Below are 21,706 nucleotides of genomic sequence, written 5' to 3'. Positions count from 1 at the left end.
AGGACGGCGCCGAGCTCCACCCGGAGCTCGGCGCCGTCCGCGCAGGGGCCCTCTGGCGCTCCGCTGCACCACCCACCACACTCAGCCCGCACCAGGCATCTGGTCCACCGGACGTGGAGGTCCCGTGACCATCACCATCTTGAACGCGATCATCGCCGTCGTCTGCGGCGTCGCCGGCGCCGTCGTCCTCTTCTACGTGCTCAACAAGCTCACCGAGCTGCTCCCGAGCAAGCCGCAGGAGCTCATCAAGCCCTACGTCTTCATCCTCCCGGCCTTCGCGGCCCTGGGGCTGTTCCTCGTCTACCCGTTCTTCCAGACGCTGGTCTACAGCTTCGCCAACGCCGACAGCACCGCCTTCATCGGCCTGGAGAACTACACGCGCCTGCTCTCCTCACCGAACTTCCAGACCACGCTGTTCAACACGTTCCTGTGGATCCTCATCGTCCCGACGTTCTCGATCGTCTTCGGCCTGCTCATCGCGACGCTGGCTGACCGGCTCCGGCCGACCGGGGAGAAGGTCTCCAAGACGCTGATCTTCCTGCCGCTGGCCATCAGCGCCGTCGGCTCCGTGGCCATCTTCCGCCTGATCTACAACGCGGTGCCCGCCACGCAGAACCAGACGGGCCTGCTCAACGCGATCTGGGTCGCGCTGGGCAACGAGCCCGTCGCCTTCCTCCAGACCCCGGACTTCAAGCTCAACAGCTTCCTGCTGATGGTGATCCTGGTTTGGACGCAGGCGGGCTTCGCGATGGTGCTGCTGTCGGCGGCCATCAAGGGCGTGCCGACCGACACCCTCGAGGCGGCGCGCATCGACGGCGCTGGAGAGGGCAAGATCTTCTTCAGCATCGTCATCCCGCAGATCCGCGCGACCCTCATCACGGTGTTCATCACCGTGCTGATCGGTGTGCTGAAGACCTTCGACGTGGTCTACGTGGCCACCAACGGCGGCTTCGGCACCAACATCATCGCGCTGAACTTCTACCAGGCGCTGTACGTCCAGCGCGACGCCGGCGCGGCGGCCGCGATCGTGGTGATCCTGATGTTGGTCATCGTGCCGTTCCTCATCTACCAGATCCGTCAGTTCCGGGCCGAGGAGGCTGCACGATGAGCCAGTCGACGACCGTCCCGCCGGTGTCGAACCCCGGCCAGACCACGGACCCGGGCCTCACGGCGATCCGCCCTCGCAAGCGCCGCAAGGACTCCGGTGGCCACGGTGAGGACGCAGGAGCTCCTGCGCCGTTGTGGGTCAAGATCGCCATCACGCTGCTGTGCCTGCTGTGGATCATCCCCGTCTTCGGTCTGGCGATCACGTCCCTGAGGGACCGCACCGACGCCGCTGCGGCGGGCTGGTGGTCGATCTTCACCGGGCCCTCGCAGCTCAGCCGCCTGACGGTGGAGAACTACGTCCAGCTGTTCCAGCAGACGGACATGGCCCGGGCCTTCGTCAACTCCCTGGCGATCACCCTCCCGGCCACGATCATCCCGATCCTCATCGCGGCGTTCGCGGCCTACGCCTTCACGTTCATGGAGTTCCCGTTCCGGAACTTCCTGCTGGTCTTCATCGTGGCGCTGCTCGTGGTGCCCAACCAGGTGGCCTTCGCGCCCATCCTGAACATCTACGGCCAGTTCAGCCTCAACGGTCAGTTCGCTGCCGCGTGGCTCGCGCACATCGGGTTCGGCATGGCCCTGGCCACCTACCTGATTCGCAACTACATGGCGACGCTGCCCCGCGAGATCATCGAGTCGGCCAAGATCGACGGCGCGACGCACTTCCAGACCTTCTGGAAGCTCATCGTCCCGATGTCGACGCCGGCTCTGGCCTCGTTCGCCATCTTCCAGTTCCTCTGGGTCTGGAACGACCTGCTCGTGGCCCTGATCTTCATCGGCCCGGGCGAGAACCAGCCGCTGACGGTCTCCCTGGTGTCCCTCCTGGGCCAGCAGGGCCAGGGCGACCAGCTGCTCACCGCTGGCGCGTTCTTCACGATGGTCCTGCCGATCCTCGTGTTCCTCTCGCTCCAGCGGTACTTCGTGCGCGGCCTGACGGCGGGCTCCGTCAAGGGCTGAGCAGCAGCTCTGCAGCACCACGCCAGCACCAGCGTCGGCGCCGCACCGGGACACCGGTGCGGCGCCGTCCGCGTGTGACCCGTCATCGACCGGCCTCGCACCACCACCCCGACCACCTGGAAGGACCCATGGCTCCGCTCGACTCCGCCATCCTGCTCACCCGCTCCGGCGAGCCCGATGAGGGAGCCGGGACGGCTCTCGTCCTGGCTGTCTCCGAGGGCGGTGACCTCCCTCGTGTCGTCTGGTGGGGGCCGGCCGAGCAGGTCGCCGGCGCCAGCGCGCAGGACGTGGTCGCCGCTCGCCGCGGCCTGGAGGGCGTGCAGGGCCTGGCGGTGCTGCCGGAGCACTCCACCGGTCTCTACACCCGTCCCGCGCTGCGCGGCCACCGCCCCGCTCCGGCACCTGGGGAGGACCCTGCGTGGTCGACGGCGTTCACCCTCGACGAGGTGGAGACCACCGGCGCCGACGCCGAGCGCACCGACCGCGTCGTGGTCAACGCCCTCGACGAGGTCGCCCACCTGGCGCTGCGCTCGGAGTGGGAGGCGCTGCCCGGTGGCCTGCTGCGCGCCCGCCACGTCCTGACCAACGCTGGGGCCAGCGACTACACCCTGGAGGGCCTGGAGGTCGTCGTCCCCCTGCCCGACGAGGCCGTCGAGGTGCTGGACCACACCGGTGGCTGGCTCCACGAGCGGGTCCCCCAGCGCGCCCCGGTGCGCGACGGGCTGTGGCTGCGGGAGAACCGCACCGGCAAGACCGGCCACGACGCCGCCGGCGACCTCGTCGTCGGCACGCCCGGCTTCGGGTTCGCCGCCGGGGAGGTCCGCAGCGCCTCGGTGGGCTGGAGCGGGAACACCGTGCAGCGCCTGGAGCGGTCCCCGTCCTCGACCACGACGCTGGGTGGGGGTGAGCTGCTGCTGGCCGGGGAGACCGTCTTGGCCCCAGGGCAGGCGTACACGACGCCGTGGGTCTACCTGGGCGCCTCGGCGCAGGGCCTGGACGGGCTGGCGGCCGAGAACCACGCCTTCCTGCGCGCCATCGGTCAGCAGACCGGGGCTGCGCCGGCGCGGCCGGTGCCGGTGACGCTGAACGTGTGGGAGGCGGTGTGGTTCGACCACGACCTGCCCCACCTGCTGCACATGGCCGAGCTCGCCGCGAGCGTCGGAGTCGAGCGGTTCGTGCTGGACGACGGGTGGTTCGGGTCCCGGCGCGACGACACCTCGGGCCTGGGCGACTGGACGGTGTCCCAGGACGCCTGGCCCGACGCCGAGGGTGGCCTCCAGGCGCTGGCCGAGGCCGTCCACGGGCACGGGATGCAGTTCGGGCTGTGGTTCGAGCCGGAGATGGTCAACCCCGACTCCGACCTGCACCGGGCCCACCCCGACTGGGTGCTCTCGGCCCGGGGCGCCACGCCGCTGCTGGAGCGGAACCAGCTGGTGCTGGACCTCTCGCGCGACGAGGTGCGCGAGCACCTGCGCGACGCGATCTCGGCGGTGCTGAGCGCGGTCCCCGTGGACTACGTGAAGTGGGACCACAACCGCGACCTGCTGGAGGCCGGTGGCGGCGCCACCGGCGGCCGCCCCGTGGTGAGCGCCAACACCGTCGGCTTCTACCGCCTGCTGGACGAGCTGCGCGCACTGCACCCGAGCATCGAGTGGGAGAGCTGCGCCTCCGGCGGGGGCCGGGTGGACCTGGAGGTGCTGCAGCACGTGCAGCGGGTCTGGACCTCGGACATGACCGACGCGGTGGCTCGGCAGGACATCCAGCGGTGGATGGTCCAGCAGGCGCCACCCGAGTACCTGGGCGCTCACGTCTCGGCACCGGTGTCCCACCAGACGCACCGGACCGTCCCGCTGGACTTCCGCGCGGCGACGGCGCTGTTCGGGGCGTTCGGCATCGAGTGGGACGTGTCCACCGCCTCCAAGCCCGACCGGGAGCGGTTGGCGCAGTGGGTGCAGGTCTACAAGGACCACCGCGGGCTGCTGCACTCCGGGCGCACCTGGCGCGCGGACTCGCCGGACCCCTCGGCGCGCGCCCACGGCGTGGTGGCCCTGGACGGTTCGGAGGCGCTCGTGGCGCTGGTGCAGCTGGGGGAGTCCTTCGTCGAGCACCCCGTGCCGGTGCGCGTTCCCGTCGGCCGCGGGGGCCTGGGTGGCTTGGACCCGGCGCGTCGCTACCGGGCGAGGTGGGTGGGGCCGGTCGACGCGGCGGGCTCGCGGGCGCCGGAGCCCGACGGCGGTGCGCGGGCTAACCGGGGGATGGGCCCGGTCGAGGCCGAGGGCCCGGCGGGTGGGGCGGCGCTGCCCGGGTCGGTGTGGGGTTCGGTGGGTCTGGTGCTGCCGCGCCGGCACCCGCTCACGGTGACGCTGGTGCACCTCCAGGCGGTCTGACCGGAGCGGGCGGCAGGTGGTGCCGACGCCGCGGCGCCGGCACGACCTGCAGCTCCGACCGCAGTGCTCGCCCTCAGGGGACGAGCACTGCGGTCAGACGTCCATGGTGCGCACCACGACGGTGACGGCCGAGGTCGCAGCGCCCTCGAGGTGGATGCTGGCGATCGTCGGGTTCCCGAGGTCGCTGAAGGCCGCGGCGCGTCCGTCGTCGGTGAAGCACTCGACGAGGCCGGCGTCCACGAAGATCCGGACCGACCGCGTGGTGCGGGCCGTCGGGGCCCACAGCCCCTCGTCGTTCCGCGTCTCCGTGGAGGTCAGCGCGGTCCAGCCCAGGTCGACGGTGGTGCTGCGCCCGTCCGCGCCGGTCATGACCACGCCCCGTCCGCTCAGCCCGCCCGCCGTCGCGTCCTCGTCGAGGTGGACGTCGACGACCAGCTGCGACAGGGGAGCCGGGAGCACCGCGCGCCCCGTCTCGGCGTCGAGGTGCGCCACCGGCTCTCCGACGCGCGAGACGAGCTCCTCGGCGGCCTGCTGCTCCAGGCGCCCCCGGACCACGCGCCAGTGCCGCGGCAGGGACTGGGTGCCGACGGTGCTCGCGTCGCGGCTGGCGGGATCGTCCTGCGTGCGCAGCCAGCCGAGGGCGAGGCGGCGCCCGTCGCCGGTGGAGTACGACTGGCACGCGTAGAAGCGGTCGCCGTGGTCGACGACGCCGCGGTGCTCGGGCTCGAAGCGGAGGCCCTGGGGGGTGCTGTGCAGGACCCCGGTCAGCCACAGGGCACCCGAGGCGATCACCGGGTCGTCGGTGGGGTGGCCACCGACGACCTTGTCGTACCAGGAGAGCACCACGAGGGCCCGCTCCGCTCCCGCCCGCCCCGAGGGCTCCTCGTCGCCGTAGACCCACACGTCGGGGCACTCGAACACCTGCCCGGGGAGCCCGGCGTCCTCCGCGTGCAGGAGGACGCTCTCGTAGGTCCAGGCGGTGTACTGCTCCTCGCCCTCCGGAGCTGTGGACCGGTAGGTGAGGAGGCGGCCGGCGCCGGGCGCGCCGCAGGTGCCGGCGGCGATCACCTGGCGCAGCGGCCCGTTGCTGGTGGCGAGCAGCGCGTGGTCGCGCCAGTCGGTCAACGGCGGGTCGGTCTCGGGCCACTCGGCCAGGGCGGGAGCGCCGTCCGGCGCGAAGGCGCTCAGCGTGGGGTCGCTGGACACGGCGCGGCAGCCGGTGGCGTTCCCCGGGCTCGACGGACGCCCGGCGGGGATGCCGGTGTAGAGCAGGGCCCACCGGCCGTCGGGCAGGGGAGCGGCGACGCCCGACCAGCACCCGCCGGCATCTGCGGGCCCGCCGGCACCCGGTGTCAGGGCGGTGTCGTGGTGGGTCCAGTGGACGAGGTCGGTGCTGGTGGCGTGCCCCCAGTGCATCAGCCCGAAGGTCGGCGCGTGGGGGTTGTGCTGGAAGAAGACGTGATGGGTGCCCGCGATCTCGACCAGCCCGTTGGGGTCGTTCATCCACCCGCGCAGCGGAGCCAGGTGGAAGCCGTGAGCGGGCTTGACGGTCATGGTCTGAGCTCCTTGCTGAGCCGGGGCCCGGGCCCGGGCCGTGGGTGCTCGACGATCTGATCACACGTCGCCGGTCCGGCGGTCGGCGGTGCCCGCCACCCCGGCCGGTCGAGCCGCCGGGTGCCGTTGGTGCGTTGACTCGCCGAGGACCTGGGCGCGTACCTCGCCCAGGACCTCCGCGCCGATGACGCCTCAACGCCGCTGTGGCTGGGCGGGTGCCCCGGCGGCTACTCCCACGGCGCTCGCGGCGGCACCACCTCGACCGATGACTCGCCGGTGTCGGGGGCGGTGGACTACGACCGCCCGTGGGAGCCGGGCACCTTCGTGAAGCGGCGCTTCCGTCCGGCGCTGGTCGCGGCGGGGCTACCCAGCGGTACCCGGGGAGCGGGGGTGCGGTTCCACGACCTCCGCCACACCTACGCCTCGCTGTGCGCCAGCGCGGGGGTGCGCTCCCAGCAGGTGGCCGAGTGGATGGGCCACGCCAACGACACCGTGACCCGGCTCATCTACACGCACTTGTTCGCGGAGGACACCGCCGCAGCCGTCGCCGCGCTGGAAGGGCTGTCGGCGCGTCCGGCGGCCCCCGATCCGGCTCTGGCCGCTACGGCGTCGGTCACGGCGCTCCGGCCCACCGGGACCACCGGTGGGTCGTTCGCTCGGTAGCGACCACGCGAGACCCCTCGGCGGCCCTCCCCGCCACGCGCGGCGAGGGCCGTCGGCACGTCAGAGGCGAGCGAGCAGCTCGGCCTTCTTGGCGTCGAACTCCTCCGGCGTCACCACCCCCGCGTCACGCAGCTTGCCGAGACGCTCCAACTGCTCGAAGACGTCCGGCGACGCGGGCGCGGCGGGCGCGGCGACGGTGCTGGCGCTGGCCTTGGGGGCAGCGAGTCGAGCGCGGATCGTGTCGACGATGCGCTTGCCGTCGTCCTTGTTGACGCTCTTGATCTCGGCCTTGTTGCCCGAGGCGAAGATGGTGATGGTTCCGGTGACCATGCCGCTGGACCACTGCACCGACGACACCTTGTCCATGGGGAAGTCCTCGGACGCGCGTGACATCACGCCGTCGAGCGTGAACAGCAGTCGCCGGTCCGTCAGCGTGACGAGGCCGTTGCCCTTGCCGTAGAGGCCCACGGTCATATCATCGACGCGCTCGCCCTCCCACAGGTGCTCCACCAGGCGCTTGATCTCGCGCCCACCGCCGAACGTCACCCGCATCTTCGACTTGGCGGCCGCGATGTCCTCGCGCAGGTCCTCGTCCTTGTCCTTGGCCATGTGCCCTCCCCTTGGCCTGCGGTGGCTCCGGGCGAGTCCCGCTGCTGGACGAGAACGGTAGGTGTCTGCACGAACGGTGTCCGTGGAACGCTGCGACTCGTCACCCAACGGGCTCTCATCGCCAGACGCGGCTCGTTCGCTCGGTAGGGGCCGTCGCGGTCTACGCGCCTTCTTTAGGCTTGCTGCGAGCTGCACTGAACCCATCGTTAGGCATGGGCTGCTGCTGCTCAGGGAGTTCGCCCGCGAGGTACTTGGCGGCACGGTCGCCTACGCGCTCATTCCAGTCCTTGAATGACTCGAACTCGCGGTCGGACGTCCACTTGCAGGCAGCGCAGATCGTCCACTGTGCGTATCCGGCCTCGCCGTCGACCTCGTCCATCTCGCCGTCTCCGGCGAGGCGGTAGGAACCGCAACGAGGGCAGCGCTCAGGATCGCCGCGATCGTGCTTGATGCGGGCCAACATAAATGTGTTGAGCACGTGGTGAACGGCCTCGAGTGTCAGCTCGGCGTCCCACGGGGTCGCGTTCGTGTTGTGCTGTAGACCTACGGCGATGTCCCAGGTCTTGTCGGTGATTTCCTTCAGGTAGGCCCGCTGCCGACGGTCGGGCAGGAGCGCGGCGGCGAAGATCTCCATCCAGCCTTTGAGATTGTCACCCTTCGGTGGCTCGGCTACTTCTCCAACCCAGTCGGCGTCATGATTCTCGCGAGCGATAGCGAGCAGTGCCTCGCGGCACTTCACCCCGACGGATTGGAAGTCCTCGGCATCGTTGGCTGTGTCCATGGCCTCGACCGCAGCTGCGTATCGCCGCCAGGCACCCTCGGCGTGTTCGCGCAGGTCGTCCTCGACCTCAACTCGACCTTTGTCCATCACTCGGAAGCCCAGCCCGATATGGAAGCTGAGTAGGTTGTCGATCTCCGGGAACGCGGCCTGGTCGTACAGGTTCGTTGGGTCGGTGATGACCCACCAGCGGCCCTTGATGGTGTGTACGTCGAACATGGAGTACGTAGTACCGGCGACCCGCTCCTGGCCAACCCGCTGAACGAGAGTGACTCCGTCCTCATCATCGCGAAGCTGGCCTTCGACGTACTGACGAATGTTGCGATCTTCGTGGTCCGGTACCTGTGGCACCTCGGCGGCTCCCTGCTCAGCGTGGGCTCAGAGGGTGTCACAAGAAGTCACCCGGTGTGTCAGTTCAGGCCCGTGCTCTTGGTGATAAAGGCACTCGTGATGTCGACCAGGAGGTCCCGCCCGGCACCCAGGGTGAAGGATCCCAGCTCGCGCAGCTTGCTTTTCTTGACTGGATCCGGCTCGCTCTCCGACGCGGTCACGAGTGCTCGGCCCAGAGCCTCCGCCAGGCTCTCCGGTGACGGCCATGCGCCGACGGTGCGACGGGCGCGCTCGGTCACACCGCTGACCGGCGCCAGGCGATCGGCCATGCTCATCTCCCCGGGAGCGAGCAGCAGGTAGGGCGGCTGGGCGCTGCTGAGCGCCGCGAGCCCGCGCTCGACGTCGTCCAGCGACCCGTCGTAATGCTGCGCAAGCTGATCCAGGCCCACCGTGTCGGTGAAGTACTGGTCGAAGTGGCTAACGAGCCAGGTGAGCAACGGCAGATCCCGCTCGACCCATGTGTCCTCCATTGGAGGAGACTAGAACCAGAGGAGCCCCTACGGAGTTCTCTGCCCCGCGCAGAACCCTTGGTCACAGCCTTTTTGAGGTTGTGACCAGGAAAAACGTAGGTGCCGCAGGTGGGGCTCGAACCCACGACCCAGGGATTATGAGTCCCCTGCTCTGACCGGCTGAGCTACCGCGGCGTGAGTCTGATCGTGCCATGACCTGCAAGGATGCGTTGAGGAGCGTTGGCACGTGATGGTCGTATGCGGCCAAGTTGAGGATTTTTTGAGGACTTCTTGAAGACTGTTCCGGCAGGGGCCAGCCAGCGGTATGAGGTCCTTGACCAGCCAGAACGACGGTGACTCAGCGTCGGGATCGCACCAGTCCCCTGCCGTTCAGCTGTTGCGCACGCCTCCTCTGTGGGGAGCAAGGTGGTTAGCGTCGGCTGGGTTGGGTCGCGTTGGTGCCCGCTGGTTCTCATGAGGACCGGAATGAGGACCGAACGCGGCTGCCTACCCGCACCGACACCGCGCTGTAAAGGTGGTGGTGCCGGCTCACTGTCCCAGCGGGTCCCGGGAGCGGTCGTATCGCCGCAGGTGAGCGATGCAGGCGGCCTTGTCGACGTCCCAGTCGAAGAGATCCGGTGACTCTGGGTTCTGCACGGCGGCGAAGACGAGGTCGGCCAGCAGTCGCGTGGCACGCCAGTTGCCGTCGACGAACGGGTGGATGCGGACGAGCCCGACGTGCACCGCGATGCCGAGGACGCGCGCAGTCCAGTCATCGGTGTGCTGCCAGCGGTAGGCGATCGACTCCAGGGTCTGGCGGAACTCGACGGCGATCACCTCGGAGCAACCCCGACCTTGGCCTCGTGCCGGCGGTACTTCCCCGCCCACTGCCAGAGCCTGTCGTACAGCGGACCCGAGCGGTGGAGGTCACGTACGTACGTGTCCCTGAGCAGATCGTCGACCTGAAGATCGCCGCAGAGGACGGCATCAAACTGCAGCCCGGCGACGTCCCGCTGGAAGGCCTGCTCGTAGTCGTAGATGTCCAGCAGGGTGACGGGATCGCCGAGGAGCTCGCGGACGTCGCGATGCAGCCAGCCCAGCTCGGCATCGGGGACGGGCGTCCCGCCGTACCCCGGCTCCAGCGGCATCAGGCCGAGCGGCGACGCTTGGCCAGAAGCTCGGCGACGCGCGGCGAGCGCACGAAGTCAGGCGGGAGAGCCTGACCCTCCAGATTGGCCGAGGCGGCAGTGGTGACAGCGACGGACTGCACGATCTTGCGCTTGTCGACGCTGTGACCTTCCACGGGCCTGATCCCTCCTCGGCCGTCATGAGGGTGCTGCTCGTGCATGCGACCGCCCACAAGATCACCAACTCCGATCAGCGGATCCCTTCCTCGCCTGGGCCAGCTTCCGCCGCTACGGCTGATAATCCGCCGACCGTGAGTCCCCGTGCGCCCTCATCGGGCTCTACCAACAGCAGGCGCTCCGTACGGGCTCGGTCGTCGCCGCAACGCCCCGGAGTGGGTCTGGCGCTCCCGGTATGACCTGGGGCGTGTTGCAGCTGCGTCACGGCCACTCGGCGCTCAGAGCCCAGTCCGTCAAGCGGCAACCCTCATAGGGCGTGCCGTCGGTGTGGCGGGGAAGGCCCGGGGCTGTCACAGCTTCACCGGCCGCTTCCTGGTCCGCTGTCGTTAGGTTGAGGCTGAGCAGCTGAGCCAACACGTCGACCTTCGGGTCGAACTCATAGGCGGTCGTCACTACCGCATCAAGAGCTTCGTGCAGTGTCCGGAGTCTCGACTTTCCCGGGGTGCGGAGAACGTCGTACATCTGCGCCAGGGTCCTCCCTTGCGCCATGGACTCCTGGCGGTATCGCGTCAGTGCCGCGCTCGCCTCGGATACAGCCTTGACCGCAGCCGGGGTCGGGTGCTGGGGCCACGCGAAGCTGTCCCACACGGTGGTTGACGTGTAGTTGGGGTCGACCTTAAGCGTCGTGCAGCGGGCGTCGAACCACCGCTTGTGCGTCGAAGACTGCAAGATGCCCAAGCTGTAGTCGTCATCGAGCGGGAAGGCGACTACCGAGTCACCGGGGTGCACCTGCGGCTCGACGAAGGTGAAGACGCTCAGGCGGGCGTGCGTGGCTGTGCGCGTGACCGCGATGTAGCGGTCGACCTTTGCCAGCTCCCCCAGCAGGTCCTCGCGGCGGTAGCTGAGCCTCCACCACGTCTCCAGGAAGCGCTTGTGGTGGTGATTCACGCGCGCGTTGGCGTTGGCGGCGAGCGCTTCACCGTTGCGGCGTGCCTCCTTCTCTGCCGCCTCCTGTCGGATGGTCAGCGCCATATCCTGGAGGCGAGCCATGACAGCAGGCGCCCGGTGCCACGCGGTATCGGCGTCACCGTCGGGGACGTCGATGACGACCTGCGTCAGCGGGTTCTCGTGCAGCAGTCCTTCGCCGCCGATGAACGGGTGAATGACGGACGCGTCGCCCGCGCTGGCCCTCTTTAGCGGCGCGGCGTCCTGGGTGCTCAGCTTGAAGGCCTTCACGACGCCGAAGGTCTGGCCTTGGAACACGCGCTTGGGCGACTTGTTCGTTGTAAGCGCCTTTGCTGAGCGCACGTTGACGGTCGGGCTGAGCGAGGTGGTCAGTTCGGGCAGCTCAAGGCGGGTGCGGCCGTCCTCGACCCACAAGACCTTCGGCTCGGGGTGCTCGCCCTTGACCCAATTGACGATGGAGACGTGCACGACGGCGTCGCCCGACCAAGGCTGGGTTGAGACGGCCTCCGTGAGCGTGCCGCCGTGGTCGACGACGTAGTCGAGGGTGACCTTGCGGGTGTCGCCCTGGCGAATGGTGTTGGTGGCGACCAACCCGGCGCGACCACCCTGGGGCAGCTGGTCGTGAGCCAAGGGGAACCAATACGAGACGTAGTCGCTAACCCCGGAGACCGCCGGGTAGCGCTGGGCCAACTGGTCGGCGTAGGCCGCACCACGCTCCTCAACGACCTTCCGGCGGCCGAGGTACGGCGGGTTGCCGATGATGAGGTCGGCTGATGGCCACGCTGTGAAGAGCGCATCAGCCTCGATGATGTTGGCATCGAGGTTCTCCAGCGGTAGGACATGCTGGTCGTCGCCGAGCTCGTCGGCCGCGAACTTCTTCGCCACCATGAGCGTCACCTTGGCGACCTCGACGGCGAAGGGCCGGACGTCGATGCCGTGGAACTGCTCCGGGGTGACCAGGGAGAGCTCGCGGTAGCCCGCGCGCCGTGAGCGCTCCTCAATGCGGTCGAGCACCTCGTGCTCGAGGCGACGCAGCTCGCGGTAGGCGACGTAGAGAAAGTTGCCACAACCGCAGGCCGGGTCGAGCACCCGCAGCGTGCTGAGTTCGTGGTGCAGTGCGCGCAGCTCGGGCAGCGTCGTAGCCGCCTCGATGCGCGCCCGCCAGGGCTCCACGAGCGATGGACCGACGATCTTGGCGATGTCAGCGGGGCTGGTGAAATACGCGCCGTAGGCGTGGCGCTCCTCCTTGCCCAGCGACTGCTCGAAGAGCGTGCCGAAGATTTCCGGGCGCACCAGCGACCAGTCGGTGCGGCAGGCGTCGGCGAGGACCTCGAGTTCGGCGCGCTCGAGCCCGAACGGCTCGACCTTGGAGTAGAGCCCACCGTTGAAGTACGGCGTGCCCGCGTAGCGGCCGCCCGGGGTGGCGCCCGAAGTATTCATGGCCGTGAAGAGACCGAAGACGACGTCGTAAGACGTATCTACGGGCTTACTGGCGCCCAGCGAGTCCGTGACCGCGGTCGTGAAGTGGTGCGTCGGCAGCAGGCGGATGTCCTCGGCGAACATGGCCATGACCGACTGCAGGAGGAAGCGCTGGGCCTGCTCGCGCCCAACGCCTCGGGCGACGAGGGTGTTGAAGAGCTTGGCGAGCTTGTCGGCGGACTCGCGGGTGACCTCGACCAAGTCGTTGGCGAACTCCGCCGGCCGCTCATCGGCCAGCATGAAGCCGAAGGCTTCCCATCGGCGCGGCAGGTCGGCGAGCGCGACGCGGTCGACGGGCTCGTCGACCTGACGGTCGAAGTCGTAGATCCAGAACTCGTCGAAGTTGCACAGCACGACGTAGCGCGGGCGGTCCGGAACCGCGCGTACCCAGTAGTCGAAGGCCTGCCGGAAGTGCTTGGAGAGGTCGGCGCCGGCCTTCTTCATCTCGATGAGGACGCGTGGCTTCCACACCAGGTCGGCGAAGGAGGTGCCCTTGTTGTCGTTCTTCTTGAGACGCATCTCGAGCTTGGCGCCGGCCTCGGCGTAGCCTTCATGGCCGAAAGCCTGGAAGAGCCGGTCGAGAAACACTTGGCTCTCGCCCTTCTCGTCGCCGGAGAGGAGCGCGCGGTACTGCTGGAGCTTCCCGAGGTGCTGGGGGAGGTCGGCGATGTCGAGTGCCATGGTGAGCGGCAGGTTACGTCCCGGGACCGACAGTCGTCTCGGACTTGCTCGACGTGCCAATATTCGGCACCGCGGAATCCGCTGCCTGTGAGGCCCGGGGCCGTTGTGGTGGGGCGTCGAGCGACTGCCTGAGGACGGCTACTCGATCGAAGGCCGCGAGGTCGCCACTGGCGGTGTGGACCTGCACCGCCGTGCGGCGTAGCGCCTGCCAGCGCCGATGCCGGAGCAGCTCTCGGATGGCCACCCGATGCCCGCGGGCGTGAGCAAGCCGGCCATGACCATGGCCATCTGCGGACTCATCAGGACCCCAATTAGCCTCGGCTTTTGGTCAGCCCCGGCACTGTGAGAGCGAGTCCGAGAACTAGCGCTGACGGGCCAGCCGCCGTGGCATCATCGTGATCAACGCGATGTGGACCATCGCCTCACTGGTGTCCATCCGGGACTCGTTGTCCCGCATGCACCGGCGGTGCACCTCATCTACGACCGCACGACGTGACGTTGGGTCACCACCGAGGTGATACTCGGATCACCTCAGTCTCGCGTCGAGACATGGACGTGGTCGTAGTGGCCGCCGGTAGCGGTACTCACGTCGTAGATCCCGCCGCCTGTGTACGTCCGCCAGTCCTCGTCCTCTCGGCTGGCCGACCAGATCTTGCCGTCCCAGATCACGTACGCGATGTCGAGGGCTGAGGCGTTCGCGCGCAGCCAGTTGGCCACCTCCCACCCGTGTGCCCGATCAGCGTCACCGGGGAAGGTGCCAGCTCGGCCGATGGTCACGTCGCAGGCCTTCCCGCGGGGGTGGTCGCTGGTCGGGTTCCACTCGTGGCGGTCCCAGCACGCGGTCGGCTGCTTGCCGAAGTGCTGCTCCAGCTGGTCGTAGAGCCAGGCCGTGGCCTGGGTGAGGCAGCCCTCGCGGTTCGTCGGGTCCGGCTCCGAGCATCCCGTCGATGCTCCGGTGAAGGGCGCGGCCGCCCCGGTGGCGGGCGGAGCTAAGGGTGAGGCCCCCGCGTTCAGGGCCGCCTTAGTGGGCCCAGCGCTCGTCAGCGGGAGCGCGGCACTCCCGTAGAGGCCAGCACCCAGCACGACGACAAGCAAGATGAACCCGGCGACCGTGGCAAGGCCTGCCTTCACCGCGAGCCCGCCGACGGCGGTCCCGACGCGGCGTATGCGCCGCCACCAGGACACTGTTCGTTGCTGATGGTCGGCTCCGCTCGCCAGGGTCGCGACGGCGTGCTGCCGACCCCGGCACGAGACGCCACTGGGCTTGCCCGGACTCTTGCCCGCGGAGGCGCCGAGGGTCCGGGCAAGCCCAGTGGACTCGCTCAGGCGGTGATGATCGCCTGGGTCTCGCCGATCTGGATCTCAGTGGTGGCCACCAGATCCATCGTCTCCTGGCCGGCGGCGCCGCCACCGGCCCAGTCGATGACCCAGTGGCTGGTGGCCGTGACGGTGTAGGCGTTCCCGGGCTGCCCGACTGAAGTGGTGGCGTAGCTGTGGCCGCAGTCGGGGGAGGGGCTGGCGCCGGCGCTGTCGGTGTACGGGGTGCCTGCTCCCGCGCAGCTCACGGTGTCACCGTCGCCCATCGACCAGGTCACCCTCGTGACGTGCGCGGTCGCGGTGACGGTCACCGCACCGGCGGCGGCGCTGTTGGTCATCGGCCCGAAGGTCGCCGCGCTGGGCTGGTCGACCCACATCCACACCGGGAGTCCGACGAGGCCGACGCTGTCCTGGCCGGGGTCAGGGACGATGCCGATGTCGACCGCCCTCAGGCCCATCGCGGTGATTGCCTCCTGAGCGAGTGCCGCTGGATCGGGCCCGTCAGGCGGGGTGGCTGACCAGAACGAGTAGGCGGTGTTCAGCATGTTGCCGAAGTCCGGCGTGCAGCTGTAGACGGCGCCGTCCGTGCGCCCACCGAAGAGCAGGCTGCCCGGCAGGTCGCTTCCCTGCTTGATGTAGCAGTTCCGCGAGTTCGACCAGCTGCCCCGAGAGTCCGAGCAGGGGACGACCTTGGAGGTCCAGGTGCTGTAGCAGCGGCGAGCGGTTCCCCCGCCGCCCGAGCCGTTGCTCGCGGTCGACTCGCCTCGTGGACGGCCCGGGGCGAGGACGTTGATCAGGCAGCGACCGGAGCGGACGTCGTAGTTCTGGCACTGGACGCCCCCTGCGGCTACCACAGGGCCATCGGTAGCTCGGGCCGCGGGAAGTGGCAGTACCAGGCACACCAGAAGCGCCAGTACCAAGCCGACTGCTACGGCCGCCGTTCTGGCTACGAGGTGCTGCACGACGACCCCGTGGCCTGTGTCCGTTCGACCAGCCAACCGCGTTCACCCGCATCGACGGCTGTGACGCTGACCTGGGCCTGAGCAGGACGGTCGGCGGTGAGCACTGACCGGCCGTCAGCGCCGATGACGTCGACCGCGCTGACGTCGAGGCACACGTCGAGGGTGACAGAGCGCGGCGCTCCCAGGTCAGCGCTGGTGGCCGTCGCGCGGTCCACGACCACAGCCCCCGACTGGACCTCTCCACGGACACGCTGGGCTTGAAGCTGGCTCCTCACAGACTCCAGTTCCTCGCCGTCGGCGACGGTGGCCACTCCGTCGATCGGAAGCTGTGCGTTCTGGAAGAGCTCATCTGTCGTCGCGTAGTAGCGCCGAGTCGCCGCGGTAGCGGCGTCGACGGCGACGTCCTGCGCGCTGGGAGAGGAAGCGGAGGCCGAGGTGGACGTCGGCGTCACCGACGCTGGCTCGATCGCCGCAGGCGAGCACCCGGCGACCAGGGCGAACCCGCCAGCGACGAGCAGCCAACGGGGGGTGCGGGGCAAGTCATGTCGCACGGCGGGCTCCATCGTGGGCGGGGTCGAGGTTCGGCAGGCGCGAGAACAGCTCCCTGAGGAGCGCCTCCGTCTCGGGCTCGAGGTCATCGCCCAGATCCCTCGCCACGGCCAGGAAGCGCTCCGTCAGCGCCTCGAGGCCCGCGCGGTTGCCGGAGAGGAACTCAGCGCCCAAGGCGTCCCGCCAGAGCATCTCGCTGCTTGGTTCGACGAGGAGGCCCTTCAGCGCGGCGCGGCGCGCCCGCGGTCCATCGCCCTCGTGCTGTGCCCTGGTGGCCAGCTCATGAGCGACGTCGACGATGGCGGCGATCATCTCCTGGGCGTCGTCGTCCGCCCACCCGTAGCGCCTCGGGTTGCTGCCGGAGAACGGCTGACCTCGGACCAGGCGCAGCGCCCGCTCGAGGTCATCGGTCGGCGCAGTGGACGGGGAAGGAACGAGCCGCTGGAACTCCTGCCAGTCAGTCGTCACCGTGTCCGCGAGGCGGTACCCGTCCGGGTTGACGAGGAGCACGTAGGGGGCGCCGGCCTCGTCGGTCCCGAGCCATCGACGTGCGCGGGAGACCAGCTGCTGACGGCGGGCGTCTGGCACCCGTTCGTGCGGCCACAGCGCCTGGTCGAAGGCGAAGCGCTCGCGCTGGGGGTGGAGCGCCATGTACGCGAGCGCCTCGAGCATGCTGGCGACGTGGCGCTGTTCTGCGACCTCACCGCGGGCGTGGTTGACCTCAACAGGGCCCAGCACAGCGATCACAGGGTGCTGAGCTGTCGGCTCAGTCTGCTGGCCGGCCGGGTTCGGAGATGGGGGAGCAGGGGCGCTCGCACGCTGGCTCGGGACGGTCACGGGCGAGAGGTCACCGACTCCCGCGGTGACCACGTCGACGGAGGTCGGCCCCGCAGTCACCGCCGTGGCCGCGACTGGATGCTCTGGTGGTGCCGACGCGTGCTGGAGCGCTTCCACAGCGTGTTGACGCGTCTGGGCGTCCAGGTGGTGAGGACGCACGACCAGACCGACCGGGTCGAGGCGCGCCCGTCCAGACTCTGTAGCGAGCGTCAGGTCGAAAGCGCCGGGCGAGCCATCAGTGCGGTGGAGGCTGTGCGCGAGTTGGACCACGGTGAGCGGCAGGACCCGGTTCTCCTCACGGAGCTCGACCGAGCACGCGAGAAGACTTGCAGCCGCTGGCCCGCCGTCCTCGCGGACGACCACCACCCGAGGGCGCAGCAGCTCGCGCATCGAGGTGTCGCTCCGCGCGTCCAGCGCCCGAGCCTCTCGGCCGCTCTGCCCCGGACTTGCGGCACAGACCGCCGAAGCCCAGACCCGCAGCTCAGCCTCGACCTGCGCAGCGTCACCGCTCCACCGCATCCGGTCGACGTCCAGGGCCCTGACCAGGACGGGGTCGTCATCGACGACCACGACGTCCATCTCCTCACCCCACGGGGTGGTCGCCATCTCGACCACCAGAGCTGCTGCCACGGCGTCCACCGAGACTCCCGCGTCGACGTCCAGCGAGGACGGGTCCTTGAACCGGATGACGAGGTCGCCGGCCGCTTCGAGGTCGAGCAGCACTTCGGCACCATCGAGATCAGCACCGAGGGCGACGAGCGTCGGGTACGGCGCCGGTTCGTCATCACCGGTCGGCTGCTTCACCGCTCTCAAGGCGTCGGTGGTCGCCGTCCACGTCGTGTCCTCCGACCCCGCAGCGGTGAAGGGGCTGACCGGCCCCGAGGGGGTCGTCAGGTGCAGCTCGACGTGGTCGGACACCAGCCTGACGAGCTGGATCGCGGGCAGAGGCACCCCCCGTTCGCGGCACTCGCGCGCGAGGTGGCGCAGGGCCGAGTCGAGGTCGGCTGACGTCGCCGGCGCCTGGATCGCGCTGAGGTTCCGCTGTACCTGCTTCACCGGGGTGGGAGGTGCCGGGAGTCGCTGCCCTGCGCGGCGCCGACGCTGCTGCCGAGCTCGCCGGCGGCGGATCAGCGCGAGCAGCCCTGCCGCGGTCAGCACCCCGACGCCCACGGTCAGCGCTACCTCGACCACCTCGTGCTCCTCGTCGCGGTCCTCCCCGCTCGACGTCGGTCTCGGAAGCGCAGGAGGAGTCGTGCTGGCGGGAGCGGGGGCCACTGACGGTGTGCTCACCTCTGCACTGGGCGCACTGCCGGGCTCGTGGGCAGTCGAGCTACGGGACGGCGTGGCGGACGCGGTTGGCTCGGCGCTTGGTGCCATCGACGCGGGGGGCGTGGGCGGAGGAGGCGGTGCCGTCTGCGTCTGTTGCGGAACGACGACCGTCCAGCCCGGGTAGATGAGGTCGGGGTCCCGAAGCTTGCGACCGTCGGGCTGGACGACGTCGCTGGTCGCTCGGGCGATCGACAGGTAGTCCGCTCCGTTCCCGGTCTCCGCTTGGGCGATGCTCCACAGCGTGTCGCCGCTGCGCACGACGACGATGTCGGGCGTTTCCGGGAGGGCGGCGGGGGCGGCGGTTGCGGAGACCGTCTCCGCCGCCGTGGTGATCGCAGCAGGCGGTGCCGCGACGGCAAGCGGGGCGGTCGCCATCACCACGACAGCGCTCACCAGCCCGCCGGCGATCCGCTGCTGCGGGGCCAGCAGCGGCAGGCGACGAGGCAGGCGACCGGTCAGCGCGGCGAGCACCTCCATGGCCAGCGCGACCACGAAGGAGGCCCAGGCCGACCACGCCACTGCCGTCATGACCCCCAGCAGGAGCGAGCCGTCGTCCGGCCTGCCCAGGAGGAGCTCGACTACCTCGGACGGCCCTCGCGCGGACGAGAGCCAGTCAGGGACGAGCGGCCACCCGACGATCAGCAGGAGCACGGGTGCACCGACGACGACCGCGACGAGGACGACGAGGCTCGTGAGCCCCCGCGCGACGTCGACGGCGACGTCTGCACGTGACCGCTTCCGCTCGAGCTCTGCGATGCGGCGAGGCCGCACCGGGGTGGTGGTCATGGGACCTCCTGGTCCAGGCCGCGCACGAGTCGTGCGGTGGCGTGAGAGGTGGAGCTGACGGTGTTGATGCCGATGGCGCCGAGGAACGTGGTCGGCTCGCTGACGGTCACGGACACCTCGACGTGCGTGGCGGTCGCAGAGCCGGTTCCAGTGACGACCTCTTGGCCGCTGGCACCGCTAGTCGTCGCGGCGATGGCGAGGTACTGCTGCACCGCCCGCTGAGCGGCAGCGATGTCCAGCCTGGGCGCCTCGCCGCGCACGGACGGAGCGGCGACGATCTGCTGGCTGGCGCTGCGGGCCGCCTCTTGGGCCAGGTCGTCAGCCCGTTGCAGGGCGACGAGCTTGTGCCCGCCGTCCACGACGAGTCCGATGGCGAGCATCAGCGCGACGACGGCGACGACGACGAAGAGTGACGCTGAGCCGTCGTCGCCCGCGTGCGAGCCGCGGGGTGTGACGTGCGCACGGCACGGTCCGTGAGACTTGGAGGTCACCGGGCTCACCGCTCTCGGTAGGTGTCGAGAGGGCTGGTCGTGCTGGCCCGGACCGCACGATCGCCGCCGAGGCCCGGCAGGACCAGGTCGGAGAGCCGGACCGTGCAGGACACGGTGGCGGTGACTGCCGCGGGCTCGCCGACGGGAACGGTGAAGCCGGAGGTGTCGACGAGGACTGACGTCTGCGAGCACTGCAGACCGTCTGCGGCCAGTGCCGTATGCGCCGCAGCTCCAGCCTCCGCCTGGGCCTGACCCGCGGACCGGGCGAGGGAGGCGCTGCGCGCGGCGTCGCTCGATGCCGACTGCACCGCGGTGTGGGCGACAGCCATGCGCCCACCCACGACCAGCAGCCCGATGACGAGCAGCAGGCCGGGGACGAGCACCACGAGCTCGAGGGTCGTCGAGCCGCGGTCCCTGTCGGTCACGGAGCGGTCCGCGAGGTGAACCGCTCGACGGGCCGGGTCACCGTCTGCTCCACGGCCGGGCCGTCGATCCCGGGCAGCAGGCTGAGCGAGTGACCGGAGACGGTGACGCTCACACGTCCACCTCCACGGACGACGGTCGTGTCGGCCGCAAGGACGACGTCAGTGTTCTGCACGAGGAACGCTCTCGCCCTGTCCTCGCCCAGCTGGGCCGTGCCGGTCTCGCCCCTGGCTGCGGCTGCGCCTGCGGACGCAGCCGCGGAGGCCACGTCACGAGCGTGGTACCAGAGGGCGCCCTGCAACAGGCCGAAGGTGATGAGCAGGACGGCCGGGAAGAGGACGACGACTTCGAGGCTGGCCGAGCCGTCGTCCCCGCCCCGCGCAGGCCGCCGCGCCACGACCCGGGTCTGGGGATGCAGTCTCATCGGTACGGCGTGCGGAGGGGTCAGTTGATCTGCGCGATGCGCGTGTTGATCGCCGTCGTGATGGCGGCGACGAGCACACCCGCGACGAGGAACAGGCCGAGGGCGATGACGACGACCTCGAGGGTCGAGACGCCGCGGTCAGCGGAGTCCGGTCCAGGGGCGACCTGACGGCGGAGGTCGCCGGTGAGGGCGTGGACGAGGTTCAGGACCAGGGACAGGTGCGACATGGGTGACTCTCCTTCAAGGTGGGTTGGTCGGGCGGCAGCGCTCGGGGTGGTCGTTGCCGCCGCCGTGGTCGTGTGGAGCAGCGCGCTCAGGGGCGGTGGCCTACTCGTCGGGCTCCCGCCGCTCACAGCACACGCATGAGGGCTGGGAAGGCGAGCAAGCACAGGAAGAGCAGTCCGAGCAGGGCCACCGGCACGACCATCCGCTCGGAGTCGGCGTTGGCACGTGCGTGCTCCCGCGCGAGGAGGGCGGTCCGCATGCCACGCGACCGGGCCCGGAGGTTGTCGTAGACCGCGACGCCCTCCTCACCGGAGAGCCGCATGATGTCGGCGAGGTCAGCCAGCTCCGGAACCCCGAGCTCCTCGGACAAGTCCGACAGCGACTGCCAGGGAGCGCTGCCGCTGAACCGGGACCTGTGGAGCGACTCCCGGATGCGCTGGAAAACCCAGGACCCACCCACCTGCGCCGCGTTCTCCAGCGACTGCGTCGTACCCGTTCCCCCCGCGCGCTCGAGCGCCGTGAGGTCGATGTACGCGGTGACAGCGCGAGCGAACTCACCCCGGGCCGTCGCGGCCCGGGTCCGCACCTCCACGTCGGGGACGAACCACAGGGCCAGGGCCAGGGCCAGGCTGGCGGCCACCGGGATGACGACGGGGAGGTGAGCACCGACCAGCGCGAGGCCCGCCACCATGAGGGACGGGAAGGCCAGCCCGACCAGAGCGAGGACCGCTTTCTGCCCCAGCCACGCCTGGGGGGTGAGCTGCAGCACGGCCAGGTCGCGTCGGGGGATTCGGGCGGCCGGGTGGTCTCCGATCCGCTCGTGCAGGAAGCGGCCGAGGCGAGCGTCGAGGCCGACCGTCGTCAGCGCCGATCTCGAGGGGGCCGATCCGGGCTCGGGCTCGTCGACGCGACTCGGGGGAGCGGTCATCCGGCGCACGGCCGCAGTGAGGTCCGGGGTCGTCGGGGCGAGCTGGCGGACGGCGATGAAGACGCCCATCCCCGCGACGGCACCGCAGGCGACAGCTGCTTGGAGCATCAC

General features: G+C 70.0%; 21 protein-coding genes and 1 tRNA gene. 4 read left to right on the top strand and 18 right to left on the bottom strand.

Going from position 1 to position 21,706, the window contains the following annotated elements; translation table 11 throughout:
- The first annotated feature begins 124 nt into the window (after window positions 1-124).
- The 3 genes from F1641_RS12040 (at window position 125) to F1641_RS12030 (ending at window position 4,451) form a co-directional block, all read left to right on the top strand.
- Window positions 125-1,108 carry a carbohydrate ABC transporter permease gene (locus F1641_RS12040; RefSeq protein ID WP_194905762.1) on the top strand — a complete coding sequence of 328 codons (984 nt, stop codon included), beginning with the start codon at window positions 125-127 and terminating at the stop codon, window positions 1,106-1,108.
- Window positions 1,105-2,064, top strand: a complete 960-nt coding sequence (locus tag F1641_RS12035) for a carbohydrate ABC transporter permease (protein ID WP_194905760.1) — start codon at window positions 1,105-1,107, stop codon at window positions 2,062-2,064. Before F1641_RS12040 ends, F1641_RS12035 begins: the two co-directional genes overlap by 4 nt.
- 128 nt (window positions 2,065-2,192) lie before the next feature.
- Window positions 2,193-4,451, top strand: coding sequence for an alpha-galactosidase (locus tag F1641_RS12030; RefSeq protein WP_194905758.1), 2,259 nt, complete (start codon window positions 2,193-2,195; stop codon window positions 4,449-4,451).
- Window positions 4,452-4,544: 93 nt separating this feature from the next.
- On the opposite strand, the gene F1641_RS12025 is transcribed toward F1641_RS12030, so the two are convergent.
- Window positions 4,545-6,005, bottom strand: a complete 1,461-nt coding sequence (locus F1641_RS12025; protein WP_194905756.1) for a glycoside hydrolase family 32 protein — start codon at window positions 6,003-6,005, stop codon at window positions 4,545-4,547.
- A gap of 276 nt (window positions 6,006-6,281) precedes the next feature.
- Between F1641_RS12025 and F1641_RS12020 the strand changes: the two genes are divergently transcribed.
- Window positions 6,282-6,668 (top strand): tyrosine-type recombinase/integrase, encoded by a 387-nt coding sequence (locus F1641_RS12020; RefSeq protein ID WP_194905754.1) that lies wholly within the window; start codon window positions 6,282-6,284, stop codon window positions 6,666-6,668.
- A 60-nt stretch (window positions 6,669-6,728) separates the two neighbouring features.
- Here the strand turns inward: F1641_RS12020 and F1641_RS12015 are convergent, their stop codons facing one another.
- The 17 genes from F1641_RS12015 to F1641_RS11935 form a co-directional block, all read right to left on the bottom strand.
- Complete coding sequence (locus F1641_RS12015; protein ID WP_206691054.1) at window positions 6,729-7,277, bottom strand: PH domain-containing protein; 549 nt, start codon at window positions 7,275-7,277, stop codon at window positions 6,729-6,731.
- A gap of 160 nt (window positions 7,278-7,437) precedes the next feature.
- Entirely contained in the window at window positions 7,438-8,406 is a 969-nt protein-coding gene (locus tag F1641_RS12010) for a hypothetical protein (protein WP_194905752.1), read from the bottom strand.
- 59 nt (window positions 8,407-8,465) lie between these two features.
- The gene (locus tag F1641_RS12005) at window positions 8,466-8,915 is read right to left on the bottom strand and encodes a hypothetical protein (protein WP_194905751.1); all 450 of its coding nucleotides are present in this window, start codon (window positions 8,913-8,915) and stop codon (window positions 8,466-8,468) included.
- 100 nt (window positions 8,916-9,015) lie between these two features.
- Window positions 9,016-9,089: transfer RNA gene (locus F1641_RS12000), tRNA-Ile, on the bottom strand.
- Between the two features lie 354 nt (window positions 9,090-9,443).
- Window positions 9,444-9,731: a Fic family protein gene (locus tag F1641_RS11995; RefSeq protein ID WP_206691053.1), complete on the bottom strand. Its 288-nt coding sequence runs from the start codon at window positions 9,729-9,731 to the stop codon at window positions 9,444-9,446.
- A complete protein-coding gene (locus F1641_RS11990; RefSeq protein ID WP_194905750.1) occupies window positions 9,728-10,042 on the bottom strand; it encodes a hypothetical protein in 315 nt (104 codons plus the stop codon). Before F1641_RS11990 ends, F1641_RS11995 begins: the two co-directional genes overlap by 4 nt.
- A complete protein-coding gene (locus F1641_RS11985; RefSeq protein ID WP_194905749.1) occupies window positions 10,042-10,197 on the bottom strand; it encodes a hypothetical protein in 156 nt (51 codons plus the stop codon). Before F1641_RS11985 ends, F1641_RS11990 begins: the two co-directional genes overlap by 1 nt.
- 262 nt (window positions 10,198-10,459) lie before the next feature.
- A complete protein-coding gene (locus F1641_RS11980) occupies window positions 10,460-13,324 on the bottom strand; it encodes a class I SAM-dependent DNA methyltransferase (RefSeq protein ID WP_194905748.1) in 2,865 nt (954 codons plus the stop codon).
- Window positions 13,325-13,855: 531 nt separating this feature from the next.
- Window positions 13,856-14,509 carry a hypothetical protein gene (locus F1641_RS11975; RefSeq protein ID WP_194905747.1) on the bottom strand — a complete coding sequence of 218 codons (654 nt, stop codon included), beginning with the start codon at window positions 14,507-14,509 and terminating at the stop codon, window positions 13,856-13,858.
- Between the two features lie 137 nt (window positions 14,510-14,646).
- On the bottom strand, window positions 14,647-15,495 hold the full coding sequence (locus F1641_RS11970) for a hypothetical protein (RefSeq protein WP_194905746.1): 849 nt from the start codon (window positions 15,493-15,495) through the stop codon (window positions 14,647-14,649).
- A gap of 92 nt (window positions 15,496-15,587) precedes the next feature.
- Window positions 15,588-16,055, bottom strand: a complete 468-nt coding sequence (locus F1641_RS11965) for a hypothetical protein (RefSeq protein WP_194905744.1) — start codon at window positions 16,053-16,055, stop codon at window positions 15,588-15,590.
- A gap of 88 nt (window positions 16,056-16,143) precedes the next feature.
- On the bottom strand, window positions 16,144-19,104 hold the full coding sequence (locus F1641_RS11960) for a LysM peptidoglycan-binding domain-containing protein (protein WP_194905742.1): 2,961 nt from the start codon (window positions 19,102-19,104) through the stop codon (window positions 16,144-16,146).
- Window positions 19,101-19,595 carry a pilus assembly protein TadG-related protein gene (locus F1641_RS11955; RefSeq protein ID WP_206691052.1) on the bottom strand — a complete coding sequence of 165 codons (495 nt, stop codon included), beginning with the start codon at window positions 19,593-19,595 and terminating at the stop codon, window positions 19,101-19,103. The genes F1641_RS11960 and F1641_RS11955 overlap by 4 nt, the downstream gene beginning before the upstream one ends.
- Before the next feature lie 5 nt (window positions 19,596-19,600).
- On the bottom strand, window positions 19,601-20,020 hold the full coding sequence (locus F1641_RS11950; protein WP_194905740.1) for a TadE/TadG family type IV pilus assembly protein: 420 nt from the start codon (window positions 20,018-20,020) through the stop codon (window positions 19,601-19,603).
- A complete protein-coding gene (locus F1641_RS11945; RefSeq protein WP_194905739.1) occupies window positions 20,017-20,442 on the bottom strand; it encodes a TadE family protein in 426 nt (141 codons plus the stop codon). The genes F1641_RS11950 and F1641_RS11945 overlap by 4 nt, the downstream gene beginning before the upstream one ends.
- A gap of 20 nt (window positions 20,443-20,462) precedes the next feature.
- Window positions 20,463-20,669 (bottom strand): hypothetical protein, encoded by a 207-nt coding sequence (locus tag F1641_RS11940; RefSeq protein WP_194905738.1) that lies wholly within the window; start codon window positions 20,667-20,669, stop codon window positions 20,463-20,465.
- A gap of 122 nt (window positions 20,670-20,791) precedes the next feature.
- Window positions 20,792-21,703 (bottom strand): hypothetical protein, encoded by a 912-nt coding sequence (locus tag F1641_RS11935; protein ID WP_194905737.1) that lies wholly within the window; start codon window positions 21,701-21,703, stop codon window positions 20,792-20,794.
- Window positions 21,704-21,706 lie beyond the last annotated feature (3 nt).

Source organism: Quadrisphaera sp. INWT6, assembly GCF_015390235.1.
Classification (GTDB): Bacteria; Actinomycetota; Actinomycetes; order Actinomycetales; family Quadrisphaeraceae; genus Quadrisphaera.
This window is presented reverse-complemented; position numbering and strand designations above follow the sequence as displayed.

Excerpts from the sequence above, each read along its gene's own strand:
- F1641_RS12035 (WP_194905760.1), top strand. The coding sequence starts at position 1,105 with ATGAGCCAGTCGACGACCGTCCCGCCGGTGTCGAACCCCGGCCAGACC.
- F1641_RS12030 (WP_194905758.1), top strand. The coding sequence starts at position 2,193 with ATGGCTCCGCTCGACTCCGCCATCCTGCTCACCCGCTCCGGCGAGCCC.
- F1641_RS12025 (WP_194905756.1), bottom strand. The coding sequence starts at position 6,005 with ATGACCGTCAAGCCCGCTCACGGCTTCCACCTGGCTCCGCTGCGCGGG.
- F1641_RS12015 (WP_206691054.1), bottom strand. The coding sequence starts at position 7,277 with ATGGCCAAGGACAAGGACGAGGACCTGCGCGAGGACATCGCGGCCGCC.
- F1641_RS12005 (WP_194905751.1), bottom strand. The coding sequence starts at position 8,915 with ATGGAGGACACATGGGTCGAGCGGGATCTGCCGTTGCTCACCTGGCTC.
- F1641_RS11990 (WP_194905750.1), bottom strand. The coding sequence starts at position 10,042 with ATGCCGCTGGAGCCGGGGTACGGCGGGACGCCCGTCCCCGATGCCGAG.
- F1641_RS11980 (WP_194905748.1), bottom strand. The coding sequence starts at position 13,324 with ATGGCACTCGACATCGCCGACCTCCCCCAGCACCTCGGGAAGCTCCAG.
- F1641_RS11960 (WP_194905742.1), bottom strand. The coding sequence starts at position 19,104 with ATGACCACCACCCCGGTGCGGCCTCGCCGCATCGCAGAGCTCGAGCGG.
- F1641_RS11945 (WP_194905739.1), bottom strand. The coding sequence starts at position 20,442 with ATGAGACTGCATCCCCAGACCCGGGTCGTGGCGCGGCGGCCTGCGCGG.
- F1641_RS11940 (WP_194905738.1), bottom strand. The coding sequence starts at position 20,669 with ATGTCGCACCTGTCCCTGGTCCTGAACCTCGTCCACGCCCTCACCGGC.
- F1641_RS11935 (WP_194905737.1), bottom strand. The coding sequence starts at position 21,703 with ATGCTCCAAGCAGCTGTCGCCTGCGGTGCCGTCGCGGGGATGGGCGTC.